Below are 16,293 nucleotides of genomic sequence, written 5' to 3'. Positions count from 1 at the left end.
CAGGGCCCGCGGACGATCAGGACCCGCCGTTCCGGCGCTTCGATGCGCGGCGTTGCCACCAGCGTTCGAGCGCATCGAGCGCGCGTCCTGTCGGGCGGCGCAGAAACGGCAGATCCTGCGCCAGCAGCAGCACGCCCAACGGCAACATCCACACTCCGAGAATCGGCAGGAACGACAGCACGCCGCCGAGGATCAGCACGATCCCCAGCGGAATGCGTACCCAGCCCGATGCGGGTTTTCTCACCCACCCGAGGAACCGGCCGAACGGCCCAGGCAAGGCCTGTTCCAGGCGTTGGTAGCGCTGCTCGAATTCGTCGTCTCGCTCGTCCATCGTTCCGGATTCCGACCCTGCAGTGCAGGGACGAGAGTTTGCCTGTTATGTGTAGACAGGGTCAGGTCCGTTCATTTCGCAAGCGCGAGCTCGCAGCCGACGGGCCCGGGGGAACGGACCCACGCATGGGTTCGCGTCGATTGCGGAGCCTGACCACCGCCTTCATCGCCCGCCGCTATCTTGTCATCTCCCGAGCACCCGATCCCCATGAATCAACACACCGCTCAAGTCCATGTTGCCCTGATTGGTTACGGCTTTGCCGGCCGCACCTTCCACGTGCCGTTGATCCAGTCGGTGCCTGGCCTGTCGCTGGCGCTGGTCGCTTCGCGCGATGCGGGCAAGGTCCGGGCGGACCTGCCGGATATGGAGGTGATCGGCGAGCCGCTGCAGGCGGCAACCGATCCGCGGATCGGGCTGGTGGTGATCGCCTCGCCCAATCACACCCACGCGCCGCTCGCGCGCGCGGCGCTCACGGCGGGCAAGCACGTCGTGGTCGACAAACCATTCACTCTCGATCTGCGTGAGGCCCGCGAACTGGTGACGCTGGCAAGGCGGCAGGAGCGGGTGTTGTCGGTGTTCCAGAACCGGCGCTGGGACAGCGATTTCCTGGCGGTGCGCGAAGCGATCGATGCGGGTCTGATCGGCGAGGTGGTCCATTTCGAATCCAGGATCGAGCGTTTCCGTCCCCAGGTCCGCGCGCGCTGGCGCGAGCAGGCCGGCCCGGGCAGCGGCCTGTGGTGGGACCTGGGGCCGCACCTGGTCGATCAGGCGCTGCAGTTGTTCGGTCTGCCCGACACGGTGCATGCCAGCCTCACCGCGCAGCGCACGGGTGCGACAACCGACGATTGGGCGCACGTCGTACTCGGGTTCGGCACGCGTCGCGCGATCCTGCACGCAGGCATGCTTGCGGCCGGAAGCGTCGCGCGCTTCATCGTGCATGGCTCGAAGGGCAGCGCGGTCAAGCAGCGCCCCGACCCGCAGGAGGCGCAGCTACTCGCAGGCCTGCGTCCCGGGGCCGCACGCTGGGGCCTCGATGACGACGCCCTGCAACTCCATGACGGCAACGGCATCCAGCTTCGACCGGCGCCGCGCGGCGACCAGGCGCGGTATTACGCGTTGTTGCGCGACGCGGTGCTGGGCATCGGCGACAACCCGGTGTCCCCGGCGCAGGCGCTTGCGGTCATGGCGGTGCTGGAGGCCGCTGCGGCGTCCGCGGCGCAGGGACGCACCCTGGCGCCGGCATTGACCGAAGAGGAACGCGCGGCGTTCGGGGAATGATGGACGCGGAGGCGCGCTGTTGCAGCGCGCGTCACTCGGAACCCCATGGAACTCGCCATAGCCAGCCCGGAGGCCCGGAGCGCCACGGACCGCACGCGCCGATTCAGTCGAGTCTGACCACCACCACCGACTTGGCCGGAAGCGCCAGCCGGAGTCTGCCGTCGACCAGGCGCGCACCGGAGTAGGGTGCGGGCGCCAGAGCGGCGGGCTGACCGGGCACGTTGTGGGCATCCATCCTGTCCGCCGTCAGGACTTCCCCCGACACGGCCTTGACCTGCAGCCCGGCCAGATCGATGTCCAGATCGACGCTGTCCCGTGGCGCCATGTTGGCGATGCCGATATGGATCTTCCCGTCGGCGCCGCGTGCGGCCGATGCGCTGACGGCGGGCACCGGGATGCCATCCACGACGGCATTTGGGGTGGTCAGGTCCAGCGGGAGCGAGGTCGCATCCTGGAACGGCACGTACATGCGGAAGGCGTGGTACGTTGGCGTGAGCGCGATCTTGGCGCCGTCGGTCAGGATTACCGACTGCAGCACGTTGATGGTCTGGGCGATGCTGGTCATGCGCACACGGTCGGCATGCCGGTGGAAGATGTTGAAATTGACCGCCGCGAGAACGGCATCGCGCAGGGTGTTCTGCTGGTAGAGATAGCCGGGATTGGTGCCCTTCTCGACGTCGTACCACGTGCCCCATTCGTCGACATACAGGCCCACCCGCTTGTCCGGGTCGTGCTTGTCCATGATCGCCGAATGACGGCCGATGTAGTCGTCCATCTTCAGGGTACGGGCGAAGGTATCGGCCCATTCCTTCGCGCTGAAACCGGTGGCGGGGCCTTTGACCTTCCAGTCGCCGGTGGGCAGGGTGTAATAGTGCAGGCTCAGCGCATCGAAGGCGTCTGCGGCGTTCTCCATCAGCACCTGTGTCCATCGCGTGTCGTCGCCGTTGGGACCGGTGGCCACGCGCAGGCCCGTGTTGTCCTGGTTCTTGTGGAAGAAGGCGCTGAAGCGGCGAACTTCGTTGGCGTAGTACTCGGCGGTCATGTTGCCGCCGCATCCCCAGTTCTCGTTGCCGATCCCCCACAGCGCCACTTTCCACGGCTTGTCGCGCCCGTTGCGGCGCCGCTCCTGGGCGAGCGTGTCCTGGCCGGGCGAGGTCATGTATTCGATCCATTCGCGCATCTCCCGCGGCGTCGAGCTGCCGACATTCACCGAGACATAGGCTTCGGCCCCGATCTGCTCGACGAAATCCATGAACTCGTGGGTGCCGAAGGCATTGGTTTCCGGTGCGTCGCCCCACCAGTTGTTCTTGCGGACCGGCCGCTGTGCACGCGGGCCGATGCCATCGCGCCAGTGGTACTCGTCCGCGAAGCATCCGCCGGGCCAGCGCACCAGCGGCGTCTTGAGCGCTTTCAGCGCGGCGACTACGTCGCTGCGGATGCCGCGCACGTTGGGAATGGGGCTGTCCTCGCCCACCCAGATGCCATCGTAGATTCCGCCGCCCAGATGCTCGGAAAACTGGCCGTAGAGGTTGCGGCTGATCTGCGGTCCAGGCTTGTCGGCATGCAGGATCGCCTTCGCCTGAAGCGTCTCTGCGATCGCTGCGTGGGTGCTCAGGCCCAGCGTCAGTGAGATGACGGTCACCGCAAGTGCCTTGAGCATCGAATCCTCCTCGTGTGTCGGCGCAGGTCTGCACACGGATTGGATACGTTTTTGCGCGTTTTATCCAGCGCCGCCGCCATATCGTGATCGCGCATGAACATTGCATTCGACATGTTGCACAGACATATATCGTTTGCCGCGGGCGCGTATATGGAATCTGGATACGAACGCCGCCTCGAGGCAGGTGCCACGGGCCAACAACGGGCTTGGGAATTTCGGAGCTCTGCTCGACCGTCCGCATGATCGCCAGACGCATGGCTGGGCGGCGGCTTTCGCCGCGACTCACTTCCGCTTCGACTTTCTCTTCGGCTTGCGCTTCGCAGCCTGCTTCTCCGCCGCCTGCTGCGCGCGGACCCGCTCGATTTCCGCGGGTAGTTGGCGTTCCAGCAGCGCGAGAAGATCGGCGGCCGCGTCGCTGTCGATGGGCCCGCCGTGCAGCGAGGTCGCGGTGACGCGGGTGGCGGTGACGGTGTCGCCGCTGGCCAGCGGCAAGCCCCGCGTGATCAGCAGGAAGGGTTCGCCCCGGTAACGCACCGAGTACAGATCCATCATCTGCGAGCGACCGTCGTACACGGCGTCGGGCAGGCGCACGACGATCTGGCCCACCGCATTCCAGGTATCCAGTTTGTCGGCTGCAAGGACGAACTCACCGCGTGTGCGCATGGGCGTTGCCGGTGCAGCCGCTGCTTCGGCCTGGGCGGATTCCGGTGCAGGTCGGGTCGCGCAGGAGGCCAATGCGATCAGCAACACAGCTGCAGCAGGAAAGCGGGTGTGCATGCAGACGGAACGATCAAGCAAAGGAGGTGCTGCAAGTCTGTCCACGGCCGATGCAACGCGGTGTAAACAGCAGCGGTGCGTCGCGCCCGACGGCACGGGCGCCCAGTGGCGCTGCGGGCCAACCGCGGGCAGATGCGTGGAAACGATCGAGCGGCGGCGCCAAGCGTGCGGATGACGACGGACTCAGCTCCACATCCGCAGTGGCATCAGTCCCCACCCTGCCAGCACCGCAGCGAACTGCAGCACGGCCAGCATCGACACCACATCGATCCAGGCCAACGCGCGCCATGGCCGGCGTGGCAACATCAGCGCCAGCCCGGCCAGCATTGCCACCGGCAGCAAACCGGTCACCGCGGCAAGCAGGCCACTGGCCGGGGTGAGATCGCCGAGCTGCAGGAACGACTGTTGCAGGAACAACGGCAGCGGCAGCAACAGCGCGGCAACACCGAAGAACGGAACGATCGCGGGATGCGACCATGCAGCGCGTCGCAGTGCGACCAGGCGCACGATACCGGCCACCAGCAGCCAGGCCAGGCCCAGCAGCCCGGCGACCAGGCTGATCCACAGCGGCATCAGCCTGGAGAGCGACACTTGCTCATAGTTCTGCGTGCCGGTGCTGATCGCGCGCCTGCCTTCGGGTGTCGCCACAAACGCGTGCGAGGCGATCACCCGGTCCTTGGCGCGGAACAATGCGCCGCCGGCAGGCGTCAGCGCGACATCCTCCGACTGGAAAGGCTCGAGACGTAATCCGCTCCCGTCGCGGGCGACGCGCAGGAAGTTCAGCGTCGTGTCGAGCCAGGCGAGGTTCGCGAAGCGGTTGGGCGAGGGCACGTAATAGCCTTCCCACGCGCGCGTATCGACCCGCGTCGCCTCCGGTTGCCGTGCTGCCGGGGCCTGCACGCGCAGCGCCTCGATCAGCAACCGGTCGAAGCGTCCATAGTCCGCTGTTTCGTGATCGGCGTTGTGCGCGACAAAGAACGCGCGCTGCTGTTCCGGGAACAGGCAGAGCATGGCGCGATAGCCGACGGTACTCCCGCCATGACATTTGCCGACCGCACCATGCCGGTCGCGCAGCGCCATGCCCAGGCCATAACCGACGCGCAAGCCGGCCACCGCGGCTTCGGTGGTGCTCGCCCGTCCCATTGCCGCCAACAAGGTGCTGTCGACGAACGGACGTCCGTGCACGCTGCCATCGCCCATCAGGAAACTGGCGAAGCGCCCCATGTCTGCGGCCGTGGTGGTGAACTGCGTGGCTGGCCGCACATATGTGGGCACCGCGGCCTGGCGCTTCCCGTCTTCGAAATGGCCCATGGCCAGGCGCGGATCGGCATGCGGCCCGTCCTGGGTAGTGAAGGCGAAAGTGCTGTCGTGCATGCCCAGCGGCCGCAGCAGATGCGTTTCCAGATAGGTTTCGTAGCGCGCACCGGTGACCGCCTCGATCACCATGCCGAGCAGGGTGAAGCCGGTGTTCGAATACGAATGACGGCTGCCGGGCCGGCTGCGCACGCGCAGCGGGCCGCGCCCGCGAAAGGCATCCGCCAGCGGCGTGTCGGCGTTGGGCTGCAGGCTGAAGACCTGGGAAAAACGCGCATCGTCCAGCCCGGCCGTGTGATCGAGCAGATGGCGGACAAGCACCGGATGGCTGGAAGACCACGGATTGTCGAAGATCATTCCGGGCAGCAGTTGCGACACCGGCGTTTCCAACGCGAGCCGGCGCTCGGTGACCAGGCGCAGCACCCCGGTCGCCAGCAGTGTCTTGGCCACCGAACCGACATGGACGCGCGCATCGGCGCGCAGCGCCTGGCCCGTGCGTGCGTCGGCAATGCCCGCGGCACCGGTGGCGATCGTTCCCTCCGCCACGATCGACCAGACCGCGCCTTCAAGCCCCTGGGCCCGCAGCTGCGCAGCCATCGCTTCATGCAGGCGCGCGCTTGCCAGCGGGGTCTGTGCATCCGACGTCCAGGGCATCAGCAGCCCAAGCAGGAGCACGGCCGTGAACGCCGGTACCCGCATCACGTGCGCCAGGCAGAGGTGGAAGGGGTGCCGTGCATGGAGCGGCAGCTGAGTGGTCTCATGCCGCCAATGTCGGGCCGGCCCGATCCGCTGTCCCGTGTCCGAGGTCATGGTGCGATGCGTTGCGTATGCGGTGACCACGCGGCCTTGCGGCGAAAAGGTCGGTCATCGCGGCCGCACTCAGCCGCATCGCCGCGCAATCCGGGATGCGGTGCAGCGGCAGTCGCGCTACATCACCAGCGCCGCATGCAACGGGGCGTTGCCGTTCCAGCGCCCGCGTCCGCCCAGTGCGGCCAGCTCGATCAGCACCGTCGCGCCCACGACTTGCGCCTGCAACTGTTCGGCCAGGCCGTGCGCCGCAGCCAGGGTGCCGCCAGTGGCCAGCACGTCGTCCACCAGCAGAACGCGCGCGCCAGGGGGCAGGGCTTCGGCCTGCACCTGCAACGCATCCTGGCCGTACTCCAGCGTGTAGGCCTGTGCCAACGTGGGCCCCGGCAGCTTGCCCGGCTTGCGCACCGGCACCAGCCCCGCGCCCAGCGCCCGCGCCAACGGCGCGCCCAGCAGGAACCCGCGCGCCTCGATGGCCAGCACCGCATCGATCCGTTGCGTTCGCCAGGGTGCGGCCAGCGCGTCGATCGCCGCGCCGAACGCCTGTGCATCGGCAAGCAGCGGGGCGATGTCCCTGAAGACGACACCCGGCTTGGGGAAATCCGGCACGTCGCGAATCAGTCGGGTCCAATCGGTCATGCAGGGCGCCCGCGGGAAAGCGCCATCATGCCGCGCCTGCGGCGCTCATGTCTGGGGGCGCGTGCCCGCACCCAGGGCGCGCGATCCGGCCAGGATCATCCGCACCATCTGGGTGAGCTGCGCAATCAGCTCCCGGTCGCGTTCGGCCGGCAGATCCATGGCGGTGGCGCCCATCGCGAACACCAGGCGGGTGATGGCGCGTGCGACCAGCCTGGGTTCATGCAGGGCGACGCCATCTGCGCGGCTCAGCCGCAACAGGTCGGCGTGCAGTTCCTCTTCGAAGAAGGTCAGCTCGCGGTCGACGGCTTGCTTGAACGCATCCGATCCCACCGTGCCCTCGCGCAGCAGCACGTGCAGCAGCTTGTCGTCGGCGCGCACCTGCTCCATGAAGGCCTCCACCGAACCGCGCACGATGCTGCGACGGGTGCGCGCGCGCTGGCGCGCTTCGCCGACGATCCGGCGCAGCGACTCGCCCGCCAGGCCGATCAAGGCCACGGCCAGCTCATCCATGTCTCGGAACTGGCGATAGAAGCTGTTGGGTGCGATCCCGGCCTCGCGCGCTACCTCGCGCAGGCTGAGCGTGGACACGCTGCGATGCGGGCCGATCAGGCGCAGCGCTGCGGCGAGGAGGTCCTCGCGTGAAATCCCGGTCTTGCGGGCAGAGGCCAGGTCGGTGTCCGGGGGAGGTGGAGGGTTCACGGGCTCAGGCTGTGACGTCGATCCGGCTTTGGAACCTGAAGCTACACGTGATCGTCTCGACGCACGAATATACATGTGTATACACAGTTGTGTTTCCGCCTGTATAGTCCTCGCATGACCACTCTGGCCCTGCTTTCCGCCCCCTCCAGCCTGCCGCGCCGCCTGCTGGCGCCCGTGGTGGACCCGAAGGTGTTCGATTTCTGGGCCTCGCGGGTGCATCCGGCCTGGTCGTGGGCACGTCCGCTGGCGCAGATCGTCGAGCGCCACCGCGCCAGCGCCGATGCCGTGACCCTGGTGCTGCGCCCCAACCGTCATTGGACCGGCTTCCGGCCGGGGCAGCACGTGAACCTGGGAGTGGAGGTCGATGGCATCCGCCTGACCCGCAGCTACAGCCCGAGCGCCGTGCCGGGCAGAGGCGGGCGGATCGCGATCACCGTGCGCCAGGTCGACGGCGGCAAGGTCAGCACCCAGCTGTGCCGTGACGCCCGCATCGGCGACGTCATGGAGATCGGCCCTGCCTTCGGTGCCATGACCCTCGACGATGCGCCGGCCTGCCCGAGGCTGTTCCTGGCCGCTGGCAGCGGCATCACCCCGCTCATGGCGATGCTGCGCCAGCGCACGGCGCAGCCGATGCCGGCACCGCTGACCCTGGTGTACTGGGCGCGCCGACGCGCCGAGTTGTGTTTTACCGACGAACTGCGTGCACTGGCGCAATGCGACGCCGGATTCCGGCTGCATTTCGGACTGACCGGCGAAACGCCGGACCAGCCCGACGAATTCACCGGACGGATCGATCCGGCGCTGCTTGCAGCGCTGGTGCCCGACCTGGTGCTACAGCGCGTCTACGCGTGCGGGCCCGGCGGCTTTGTCGACGCTGCACGCGCCGCCTGCGCGACCGCGCAGGCGTTCGATGCCGAAGCGTTCACTCCGCCGCCGCGCGCGAGCGATGAATCCGGCAGCGTGCAGGTCACCCTGGCGCGCAGCGGCCGTGTGCTGGAACTGCCACGCGGCGAACCGCTGCTGACCGCGCTGGAGGCGCAGGGCTTCAAGCCGGCTTCCGGGTGCCGCATGGGCATCTGCAATACCTGCGCTTGCGGCAAAGCGTCCGGCAGTACCCGCCATCTGCATACCGGCATCGCCGAGCACGAGCCAGTGTCCGCCCTGCGCCTGTGCGTGAACGGCGCCGCCAGCGACCTCGTCCTCGATCTGTGAACGTCACCATGACCTCGAACCGCAATCGCGCGCTCAGCGTCGCCGAACTCGAATCCTTCGGCGCCGAGCTCGATGCCGTGCGCGCACGCACCGCCGCCACCATCGGCCAGCGCGATGCCATCTATATCCGCCGGATCGTCGCGGCCGTGCGCTGGACCGGCTTCGCCGGACGCGCGCTGCTGATGCTGGGCGCCGTTGGCGGCGCGTTCCTGCCGGCGCTGCTGTGGCCGGCCTGCATCGCCGGCATGGTGCTGCTGGGGCTGTCGAAGATCCTGGAGAACATGGAACTGGGCCACAACGTCATCCACGGCCAGTACGACTGGATGCGCGATCCGCAGCTCGATGGCCGCACCTACGAATGGGACATCGCCGGCACCAGCGAGAACTGGCGCCGCTCGCACAACTTCAAGCACCACACCTATACCAATGTGCGTGGGCTCGACGACGACATCGGCTACGGCCTGCTGCGCATCTTCCCCGAACAGCGCTGGCGTCCGTTCTACCTGCTGCAGCCGGTGGTCGCGGTGGTGTTTGCGGTGCTGTTCGAGTGGGGCGTTGCGATCCAGGAGCTCAAGCTCGGGCGCTGGTTGGCCGGCAAGATGAGCACGGCGACGCTGCGCAAGAAATTCCGCCCGGTCGGGCGCAAGATGCGCCGCCAGATCGTCAAGGACTACGTGCTGTTTCCGCTGCTGGCCGGCCCGTTCTTCCTGCCGGTGCTGCTCGGCAACATCGGCGCCAACATCCTGCGCAACCTGTGGACCTACATGATCATCTTCTGCGGCCACTTCACCGCGGACGTGGAAACCTTCCCCAGGGAATCGATCAAGCACGAGTCGCGCGGTCAATGGTACGTGCGCCAGCTGCGCGGGTCGTCCAACATCGGCGGCGGCCGCTGGCTGGACCTGCTCTCGGGCAACCTCAGCCACCAGATCGAACATCACTTCTATCCGGACATCCCGGCCAACCGCTACGCGGAGATGGCGGTGGAGGTGCGCGCGATCTGCGCGCGCTACGGCCAGCACTACAACACCGGCTCGCTGCCGCGCCAGTTCGGACAGGTCATCTGGCGCATCCTGCGACACGCCTTTCCCAGTCGTCCGCCGGGACGGGCGCTGGTCGCGCAGGCCGCATAAGGCGCCGATCTCCGCGTTGCCAGCGTTGGCAATGCGGCGATGATTTCGCGATGTGCTCGAGCCGTGACGGCGCGCGCCGTGCCGGAGCGAGAAGCACTGCCGAGACAGGCTTGCGCCTTGGGCACGTCTGGTCGAATCCGCGGGTGATCGGGATACGATGCACTGCCACCAGCCGGATCCGTTGAGGAAGCGCAATGACCCTGCATACCCTTGCCGAGCAAAGCCAGTTTCGTCGCACCGGGCGACTCGACGAGGTCGATGCGCTGTGCGCGGCGTTCGTCGCGCGCTGGCCCGACGCGGTGCGCAGTTTCGTCTACGGTCGTTCGCCCGAAGGGCGGCCGATGCGCGCGCTAGTGGTATCGCGCAGCGGCGCGCTGACGCCCGAGGCGCTGCGCGAGCGCGGCGTTCCGCTGCTGATGATCCAGGCCGGCATCCATCCGGGCGAAAGCGACGGCAAGGATGCGGGCTTCGCCGCGCTGCGCGAACTGCTCGGCGGCGAGTGTCTGCTTGAGGTCGAAGCCGGGTCCCATATCGCCATGCATCCAGCTGCCGAGGGCCTGCTCGAGCGCATCGCCGTGCTGTTCGTGCCGGCCTTCAACGCCGACGGCCATGAGCGCTTCGGGCGCTGGAACCGACCCAACCAGGTCGGGCCGGAGGAAACCGGCTGGCGCGCCACCGCGCACAACCTCAACCTCAACCGCGACTACACCAAGGCCGACGCACCCGAGATGCAGGCCATGCTCGCACTGCTGCGCGAGTGGGACCCGCTGGTCTGCGCCGACATGCACGTGACCGACGGCGCCGACTTCGAACCGGATATCTCCATCCAGGTGGAGCCGGTCAATCAGGGCGATCCGCAGCTCCGCAACGACGGGATCGCGCTGCGCGATGCGCTGATCGGCAAGCTGGCGGCGCAGGGTTCGCTGCCGCTGCCGTTCTATCCCGATCTGACCGAGCCGGACGATCCGTCTTCGGGCTTCCAGCTCAGCGTGTATTCGCCGCGCTTTTCCAGCGGCTACTTCCCGGCACGCAACCGGTTCACGGTCCTGGTCGAAACGCATTCGTGGAAGGATTACGCCACCCGGATGCGGATCGCGCGCAACACGATCGTCGGCCTGGCCGAGCTGATGGCCGCGCGCGGTGTGCAGTGGCGCGCCGCCGTGCTCGATGCCGACGAGCGGGCGAGCCGCCTCGGCGGCGAGGAGGTCGAACTCGATTACGCCGCGGGCTGGCGCGAGCCCACGGCGGGCGAGGCTGCCGCGCCGGCGGAGGCGGGCGCCCAGGCCCAGGTCACCACGATCGAATTCCGCGGCTACGCGTATACCCGCGAGCTCTCGCCGATTTCCGGCGAGCCGGTGACCGTGTACGACCCGCGCACGCCGCAGGTCTGGCGGGTGCCGTTCCGCCGCAACGTGGCGCCGACGCTGAAGGTGCGCGCGCCGCGCGGCGGCTACGTCATCCCGCTGGCCTATGCGCCCGCGATCGGCGAGAAGCTGGCCCTGCACGGACTTGCGTTCCGGCCGTCGCAGCAGGACATCGCAGCGCTGGATGTGGAAGAGTTCCGCGCAACCCGGATGCGTTTTTCCGCGACCCCGTTCGAAGGCCGGATGCCGCTCAGCCTGGAGGGCCAGTGGCATCAACAGGCGCAACCAGTGGCTGCCGGCGCGCTGTTCGTGCCGATCGCGCAGCCGCGCGCACGGTTGCTCATGGCGCTGCTCGAGCCGCAGGCCCCGGACTCGTTCGCGGCGTGGGGCTTCTTCAATGGCCATTTCGAGCAGAAGGAATACATCGAGGACTACGTCACCGAGATCTTCGCTCTGAAGATGCTGGAGGAAGACGCCGCCCTGGCCGCCGAATTCAGGCGGCGGCTTGCGCAAGATGCGGAGTTCAGCGCCAATCCCGAGGCTCGGCGCGAATTCTTCCAGCGGCGGCACGCGTCCTGGGATGCGCGCTACGGCGTTTATCCGATCTACCGCACGGACAGCCTTCCTGTCCTGGCGTGAGCCAAGGGCGGCACACCGCGTGCCTGCGTGCGTCGCGTCCACGCCTTCGATACGGCGGCGCGCCTAGGATGCGGCTCCGACCCCCGGATCCGGAGCACGCCATGGCCGAGGCCACCCGCGAGGACATCGTCATCAAGCTCGACCAGATCGACACCGCACTGGAGGCGCCCGATGCCGACAAGGCGGCGATCCTGCGCGAGGCCGACACCTGGCGCAGGGCGCATCCTGCGCGCGAGGACGCCGATACGCTGTATTTCGCCGAGCGCCTGCAGGCCATCCGCGTCCGCCACGGCGCCTGATCGCGCCATGCCGTTCACCGCACGCTACGCAAGCAGCGAGCCGACACGCGCGGAAATCGATGCGCTCACCGGCGACACGCTGCTCGAGTTCGGCGCGCCCTGGTGCGGACACTGCATTGCCGCGCAGCCAGCGATCGAGGCGGCGTTGGCCCGGCGCGACGTCCGGCACCTCAAGATCGAGGATGGACGCGGCAAGCCGCTGGGACGGTCGTTCCGGGTGAAGCTATGGCCAACCCTGGTGTTGTTGCGCAACGGCATCGAATGCGCGCGTGCGGTGCGTCCCACGACCCTAGCGGAAGTCGGGAGCCTGCTGGAGGGGTGCTCCAGCGGCGGCGATTGAACATCTGCATTTCGCATTGCAGCACGAATGCACAACGCCTCCACACGATGACGACATCGCTGAATGCAGTTGTCTGAACGCATTCAACACTCGCGGCACCAGTACGCTGCAATATCACGGCGTGTAAAGGAACTCGCGTGCATGTTGTCGCCACCTGCGCAGGGGCGCGGGTTTCGATTCCCCTCGCGAACACACCGGAGATACAGAATGAAACTCCAGAACCATACTCTTGTCGCGCTCGCGATCGGCGCCGCGTTGGCGGCACCGGTAGCGCTTGCGCAGAACGCCAACGCCAATGCCAGTGCCAATGCTGGCGCGCAGGTGCAAGGCGCCGCCAATGCGCAGGTGCCAGATCCGGTGCCAGCCGCGGACCGCGCGGTCGAGCGTACCAGCGGCGCGGTACAGGACAGCACCCAATCCGCGCTGCAGGCAACCGAGCAGGTGCAGGACAAGGCGCACGACAAGATGCAGGACACCACGACTGCCCAGACCGACGACATGGACGATGCACAGGACGCCACGCAGGATGCACCGCCTGCACCGCCGACCCAATCGCAGGGCGCCGCCAATGCCGCCGCGCATGCCTCGGTCACCCAGCGCGATCTGTGGAATCGCCTCGATGCCGACAAGGACGGCATGATCAGTGCCACCGAAGCCGATGCGGATGCCGATTTCGATGGTCGCTTCGCGGCAATGGACAGCGACGGCGACGGATCGATCTCAGACGCCGAATACACCACCTATGCCAAGACCAGCCTTGCCACCAGTGGCGAACACGCCGCCGATCATTCCCAGGCGGCGATGACCAGCGTCTGGAGCAATTTCGACCAGGACGACGACGGCAAGCTGAGTGCGACCGAGGTGGAAGCCGACGCGAACCTCAAGGTGTCGTTCGCCGACATGGACGGCGACGATGATGGGTTCGTCACCCAGGACGAGTATCGCGATTACGCGATGGTCAATCGCAAACCGGCGGAGTCCGAGTCGCCGTAAACAACTAGGCTACAGACGTTGAACATCGGCCGGGGCGCATTGCGCCCCGGCTTTGTTTTGCGCTGCACCATGGCTATGCGCTCGGCGCGGGCCAGATCGTGCGAATCCTCATGGACAATGCGCTGCCATAACCCTTCAGCCAGTACCGTATCTGCTTTGCTCCGAAGGAGACATACGATGAACAACACGGTCATTCCCCCAGGCACGCGCGTTGTGGTGGCCGATGGCGGCGGCGCGCGCATCCTGCGCAATGCGGGTAGCGATGGCGAACTGTCGCTGGAGCAGGTGGAACTGATCGACCCGGCGCAGCTGCCGCTGGCCACGCCTGCGGGCAGCCAGCCGCCGGAGCAGAGCGGGGAGGAAGCCGAGGAAGCCGGTTTCGCCAAGCGGCTGGCGCAGCGTCTCAACGACGACGCGCTCAAGCACCGCTACGAGCATCTGGTGCTGATGGCCGATGCGCAGACGCTCGGCCAGATGCGGCCGCTCCTGCACAAGGAAACCCGGGCGCGGCTGCTCGCGGAGTACGACAAGAACCTGGCGAACTCGCCGCTGGAAGACATCGCGCGCGCGCTCTCCTGAGCGCAAGCGTCAGGCGGCGGGCTGGGGCCCCGGATTGTTGCGTCTGAAGCGGTACAGCACCGCACCGGACGCCAGTGCGATCGCCCCCGCCAGCAGGTTGACGGCGCTGGCGCTGGCGAGCAGGGCCGCCGCCAGCAATGTCGCGGCGATCGGAATCGCCGGACCACCGGGCAGCTGTAGCGCGGCCTCGCGCTCGCCATGACGACGACGCAGCACCAGGACCGAGAGCGCCGTGCCGATGTAGGCGCACAGGCGTGCCACCACCGACAGCAAGGCCAGCTGCACGAACGAGCCCGACAGCGCCAGCACCAGCGAAAGCGCGCCCACGGTCAGGATCGCCGGCACCGGCGTGCGGAAGCGCGGATGGATCGCGGCCAGTACGCGCGGGCCGTAGCCATCCATCGCCAGCGCATGCAGATAACGTGGCCCGAGCATCACCGTGTTGCTGTTGGTGCCCAGGATCGAGACCGCCGCGCCCACGGTCATCAACAGCGCCAGCCATCCGCCGGCGAAGCCCGACGCGGCTTCGGCCAACGGCGTCTGCGACCGGGCCAGGCCCGGCAGCGTGCCGAGCGCGATCCACTGCACGCTGAAATAGATCAGGGTGACCGTGGCGATCATCGACAGCATGGCGAACGGCACGTCGCGCTTCGGATTGCGGTACTCACCCGCGGCGGCAGGCAGGTTCTCGAAACCCGCGTAGGCGAACATCAACAGCAGCGCGGCTTCACCCAGTGCGCGCGGCGCGGGTGAGGAAGCCAGGGGCGCGGCCAGCGACATGTCCACGTGCCATGCGCCGATCGCCACGAACAGCAGCAACGGCAGCACCTTGGCGATCGACAGCAGCACGCCCGTGCGTGCGGCCGCGCGGACGCCGACCACGTTGATCGCCACCAGCAGCGCCAGGGAACCGGCGACGATCGCCACCCGCATGCCGCCGCTGGCGGCGTCGGGCCAGAAGTGGGTGACCGCTTCGGCCAGGCCATTGCTCAGCGCCGCCGCGCTGGAGATGCGCGTAAGCAGCAGCATCCAGCCCACTTCGAATCCGATGAAGGGCCCGAACGCTTCGCGTGCATACAGATAGCCGCCGCCGGGCTGGTCGAAATAGCTCGCCGCCTGCGCGTAGCACAGCACCAGCAGGCTCACCGCCAGCCCTGCCAGCAGCACCGCCCACAGGCTCGAGGGTCCCAGCAGGGCCGCGGCCGCGGCGGGCAGCAGATAGATCCCGCTGCCGATCACGTCGTTGATCGACAATCCGTACAGCTGCCAACGGCCCACCGCCCGGCGCATGGTGGGCTCCGCCCCAGGCGAGATGGGTGTGCGTGCCGGAGGACTCATGCGCGGCACGCTAGCACGATGCGCGGCAAGTCCGGCGGCCGCGCGCGGCGCACGGGCGCCGGTCGAATCGTTTCGTTTACATCTGGCCGGGGCTCGGCATTGCGCGCCAGGCTCAGCGCGTGCGCACTGCGCGCTTGGCCGTGGCAGCCTTCTTCGCCGTCCTGCGTCCCGTCTGCTTGCGTGGCCCGGGCTTGACGGCCGTCTTCGCCTTCTTCGCCGCCTTCGCAGGCTTGACGGGCTTGCCGGCGCCGCGCTTGCCGATCGCCTTCCTGGCTGGGGCCTTTGCGGTTCTGCTGCGCGCGCCGGCTCCGGGGCGATCGCTGCCCGGCGGCTTGCGGCTGCGTCCGGTGGCCACGTCGACGATCCGGTTTTCCGCCATCACATCGTCGTTGCCGGTCACGCTGGCGATCGCGAACGTGACCGCCTTGCCGATCCAGGTGCCCGGGCCGTCCCAGTACTCCACCGTGCGCAGCGCAACCTCGATCAGCACCAGGTTCGGATCCTGTGGACCCTTGGGAAAGAACGCCTTCAGCGCATCGTTCCAGAACCGGTCGATCAGCGCCTGGTCGCGATTGATGCGCGCATCGCCCGCGGCCGAGAGGTAGGTGTTGGCATCCTTCGAGCTGTAGGCCACGTTGATCCTGGGATGGCGACGGATCTCGGCGACCTTGGGACTGTCCGCTTGGGTGAAGAACCACACGCGTTCGCCGTCGAACGAGGCCGCCTGCGTGGACAGCGGACGGCTCACCAGGTAGCCGCCCTGGCCAACGGTGGTCAGCATCGCGATGTCGATCTTTTCCATCTGCTTGGCGAGGTATTCGAGCTGCTGTTTGCGCGTGGTCATCATCGGCTCCCTGGCCGCGTGATGCCTGAGTTTGCGAATCCGTCGAC

15 protein-coding genes and 1 pseudogene are annotated in these 16,293 nt (G+C 67.7%); 8 read left to right on the top strand and 8 right to left on the bottom strand.

Annotated elements, in window-relative coordinates:
- Window positions 1–16: 16 nt before the first annotated feature.
- A complete protein-coding gene (locus MC380_RS05550; protein WP_242102574.1) occupies window positions 17–331 on the bottom strand; it encodes a hypothetical protein in 315 nt (104 codons plus the stop codon).
- Between the two features lie 207 nt (window positions 332–538).
- Between MC380_RS05550 and MC380_RS05545 the strand changes: the two genes are divergently transcribed.
- Entirely contained in the window at window positions 539–1,609 is a 1,071-nt protein-coding gene (locus MC380_RS05545; RefSeq protein WP_242163511.1) for an oxidoreductase, read from the top strand.
- A gap of 103 nt (window positions 1,610–1,712) precedes the next feature.
- Here the strand turns inward: MC380_RS05545 and MC380_RS05540 are convergent, their stop codons facing one another.
- From MC380_RS05540 to fabR, 5 genes are all read right to left on the bottom strand, one after another.
- Complete coding sequence (locus MC380_RS05540) at window positions 1,713–3,269, bottom strand: alpha-N-arabinofuranosidase (protein ID WP_242163509.1); 1,557 nt, start codon at window positions 3,267–3,269, stop codon at window positions 1,713–1,715.
- Window positions 3,270–3,551: 282 nt separating this feature from the next.
- On the bottom strand, window positions 3,552–3,875 hold the full coding sequence (locus MC380_RS05535; RefSeq protein ID WP_242163507.1) for a hypothetical protein: 324 nt from the start codon (window positions 3,873–3,875) through the stop codon (window positions 3,552–3,554).
- A gap of 354 nt (window positions 3,876–4,229) precedes the next feature.
- A complete protein-coding gene (locus tag MC380_RS05530; protein ID WP_242163505.1) occupies window positions 4,230–6,059 on the bottom strand; it encodes a serine hydrolase domain-containing protein in 1,830 nt (609 codons plus the stop codon).
- A 228-nt stretch (window positions 6,060–6,287) separates the two neighbouring features.
- The gene (locus tag MC380_RS05525) at window positions 6,288–6,806 is read right to left on the bottom strand and encodes an adenine phosphoribosyltransferase (RefSeq protein ID WP_242102579.1); all 519 of its coding nucleotides are present in this window, start codon (window positions 6,804–6,806) and stop codon (window positions 6,288–6,290) included.
- Between the two features lie 45 nt (window positions 6,807–6,851).
- Complete coding sequence (gene fabR, locus MC380_RS05520) at window positions 6,852–7,505, bottom strand: HTH-type transcriptional repressor FabR (protein WP_242102580.1); 654 nt, start codon at window positions 7,503–7,505, stop codon at window positions 6,852–6,854.
- Window positions 7,506–7,619: 114 nt separating this feature from the next.
- Between fabR and MC380_RS05515 the strand changes: the two genes are divergently transcribed.
- The 7 genes from MC380_RS05515 (at window position 7,620) to MC380_RS05485 (ending at window position 14,064) form a co-directional block, all read left to right on the top strand.
- On the top strand, window positions 7,620–8,717 hold the full coding sequence (locus MC380_RS05515) for a ferredoxin reductase (protein WP_242163503.1): 1,098 nt from the start codon (window positions 7,620–7,622) through the stop codon (window positions 8,715–8,717).
- 8 nt (window positions 8,718–8,725) lie between these two features.
- Window positions 8,726–9,850 (top strand): acyl-CoA desaturase, encoded by a 1,125-nt coding sequence (locus MC380_RS05510; protein WP_242163501.1) that lies wholly within the window; start codon window positions 8,726–8,728, stop codon window positions 9,848–9,850.
- Between the two features lie 194 nt (window positions 9,851–10,044).
- Complete coding sequence (locus tag MC380_RS05505; RefSeq protein ID WP_242163499.1) at window positions 10,045–11,853, top strand: M14 family zinc carboxypeptidase; 1,809 nt, start codon at window positions 10,045–10,047, stop codon at window positions 11,851–11,853.
- A 101-nt stretch (window positions 11,854–11,954) separates the two neighbouring features.
- The gene (locus MC380_RS05500) at window positions 11,955–12,152 is read left to right on the top strand and encodes a hypothetical protein (protein ID WP_242163497.1); all 198 of its coding nucleotides are present in this window, start codon (window positions 11,955–11,957) and stop codon (window positions 12,150–12,152) included.
- A gap of 7 nt (window positions 12,153–12,159) precedes the next feature.
- Window positions 12,160–12,492: a thioredoxin family protein gene (locus MC380_RS05495; protein WP_242163495.1), complete on the top strand. Its 333-nt coding sequence runs from the start codon at window positions 12,160–12,162 to the stop codon at window positions 12,490–12,492.
- 207 nt (window positions 12,493–12,699) lie between these two features.
- Window positions 12,700–13,485, top strand: a complete 786-nt coding sequence (locus MC380_RS05490) for an EF-hand domain-containing protein (RefSeq protein ID WP_242163493.1) — start codon at window positions 12,700–12,702, stop codon at window positions 13,483–13,485.
- Between the two features lie 177 nt (window positions 13,486–13,662).
- The gene (locus tag MC380_RS05485; RefSeq protein ID WP_242163491.1) at window positions 13,663–14,064 is read left to right on the top strand and encodes a host attachment family protein; all 402 of its coding nucleotides are present in this window, start codon (window positions 13,663–13,665) and stop codon (window positions 14,062–14,064) included.
- Between the two features lie 9 nt (window positions 14,065–14,073).
- Here MC380_RS05485 and MC380_RS05480 read toward each other — a convergent pair whose 3' ends face one another.
- Entirely contained in the window at window positions 14,074–15,354 is a 1,281-nt protein-coding gene (locus tag MC380_RS05480; RefSeq protein ID WP_242163489.1) for an APC family permease, read from the bottom strand.
- Between the two features lie 400 nt (window positions 15,355–15,754).
- Window positions 15,755–16,249: pseudogene (locus MC380_RS05475) on the bottom strand (pyridoxamine 5'-phosphate oxidase family protein); the annotation flags it as partial.
- Window positions 16,250–16,293 lie beyond the last annotated feature (44 nt).

The organism is Lysobacter sp. M15 (genome assembly GCF_022662515.1).
Classification (GTDB): Bacteria; Pseudomonadota; Gammaproteobacteria; order Xanthomonadales; family Xanthomonadaceae; genus JAKPBU01.
Note: the sequence above shows the minus strand (reverse complement) of the source record. Positions and strands in the feature narration are given on the sequence as shown.

Bases quoted from the DNA above. Each gene is read 5' to 3' on its own strand.
- MC380_RS05550 (WP_242102574.1), bottom strand. From the start codon at position 331: ATGGACGAGCGAGACGACGAATTCGAGCAGCGCTACCAACGCCTGGAA.
- MC380_RS05545 (WP_242163511.1), top strand. From the start codon at position 539: ATGAATCAACACACCGCTCAAGTCCATGTTGCCCTGATTGGTTACGGC.
- MC380_RS05540 (WP_242163509.1), bottom strand. From the start codon at position 3,269: ATGCTCAAGGCACTTGCGGTGACCGTCATCTCACTGACGCTGGGCCTG.
- MC380_RS05530 (WP_242163505.1), bottom strand. From the start codon at position 6,059: ATGCGGGTACCGGCGTTCACGGCCGTGCTCCTGCTTGGGCTGCTGATG.
- MC380_RS05525 (WP_242102579.1), bottom strand. From the start codon at position 6,806: ATGACCGATTGGACCCGACTGATTCGCGACGTGCCGGATTTCCCCAAG.
- MC380_RS05515 (WP_242163503.1), top strand. From the start codon at position 7,620: ATGACCACTCTGGCCCTGCTTTCCGCCCCCTCCAGCCTGCCGCGCCGC.
- MC380_RS05510 (WP_242163501.1), top strand. From the start codon at position 8,726: ATGACCTCGAACCGCAATCGCGCGCTCAGCGTCGCCGAACTCGAATCC.
- MC380_RS05505 (WP_242163499.1), top strand. From the start codon at position 10,045: ATGACCCTGCATACCCTTGCCGAGCAAAGCCAGTTTCGTCGCACCGGG.
- MC380_RS05500 (WP_242163497.1), top strand. From the start codon at position 11,955: ATGGCCGAGGCCACCCGCGAGGACATCGTCATCAAGCTCGACCAGATC.
- MC380_RS05495 (WP_242163495.1), top strand. From the start codon at position 12,160: ATGCCGTTCACCGCACGCTACGCAAGCAGCGAGCCGACACGCGCGGAA.
- MC380_RS05490 (WP_242163493.1), top strand. From the start codon at position 12,700: ATGAAACTCCAGAACCATACTCTTGTCGCGCTCGCGATCGGCGCCGCG.
- MC380_RS05485 (WP_242163491.1), top strand. From the start codon at position 13,663: ATGAACAACACGGTCATTCCCCCAGGCACGCGCGTTGTGGTGGCCGAT.
- MC380_RS05480 (WP_242163489.1), bottom strand. From the start codon at position 15,354: ATGCGCCGGGCGGTGGGCCGTTGGCAGCTGTACGGATTGTCGATCAAC.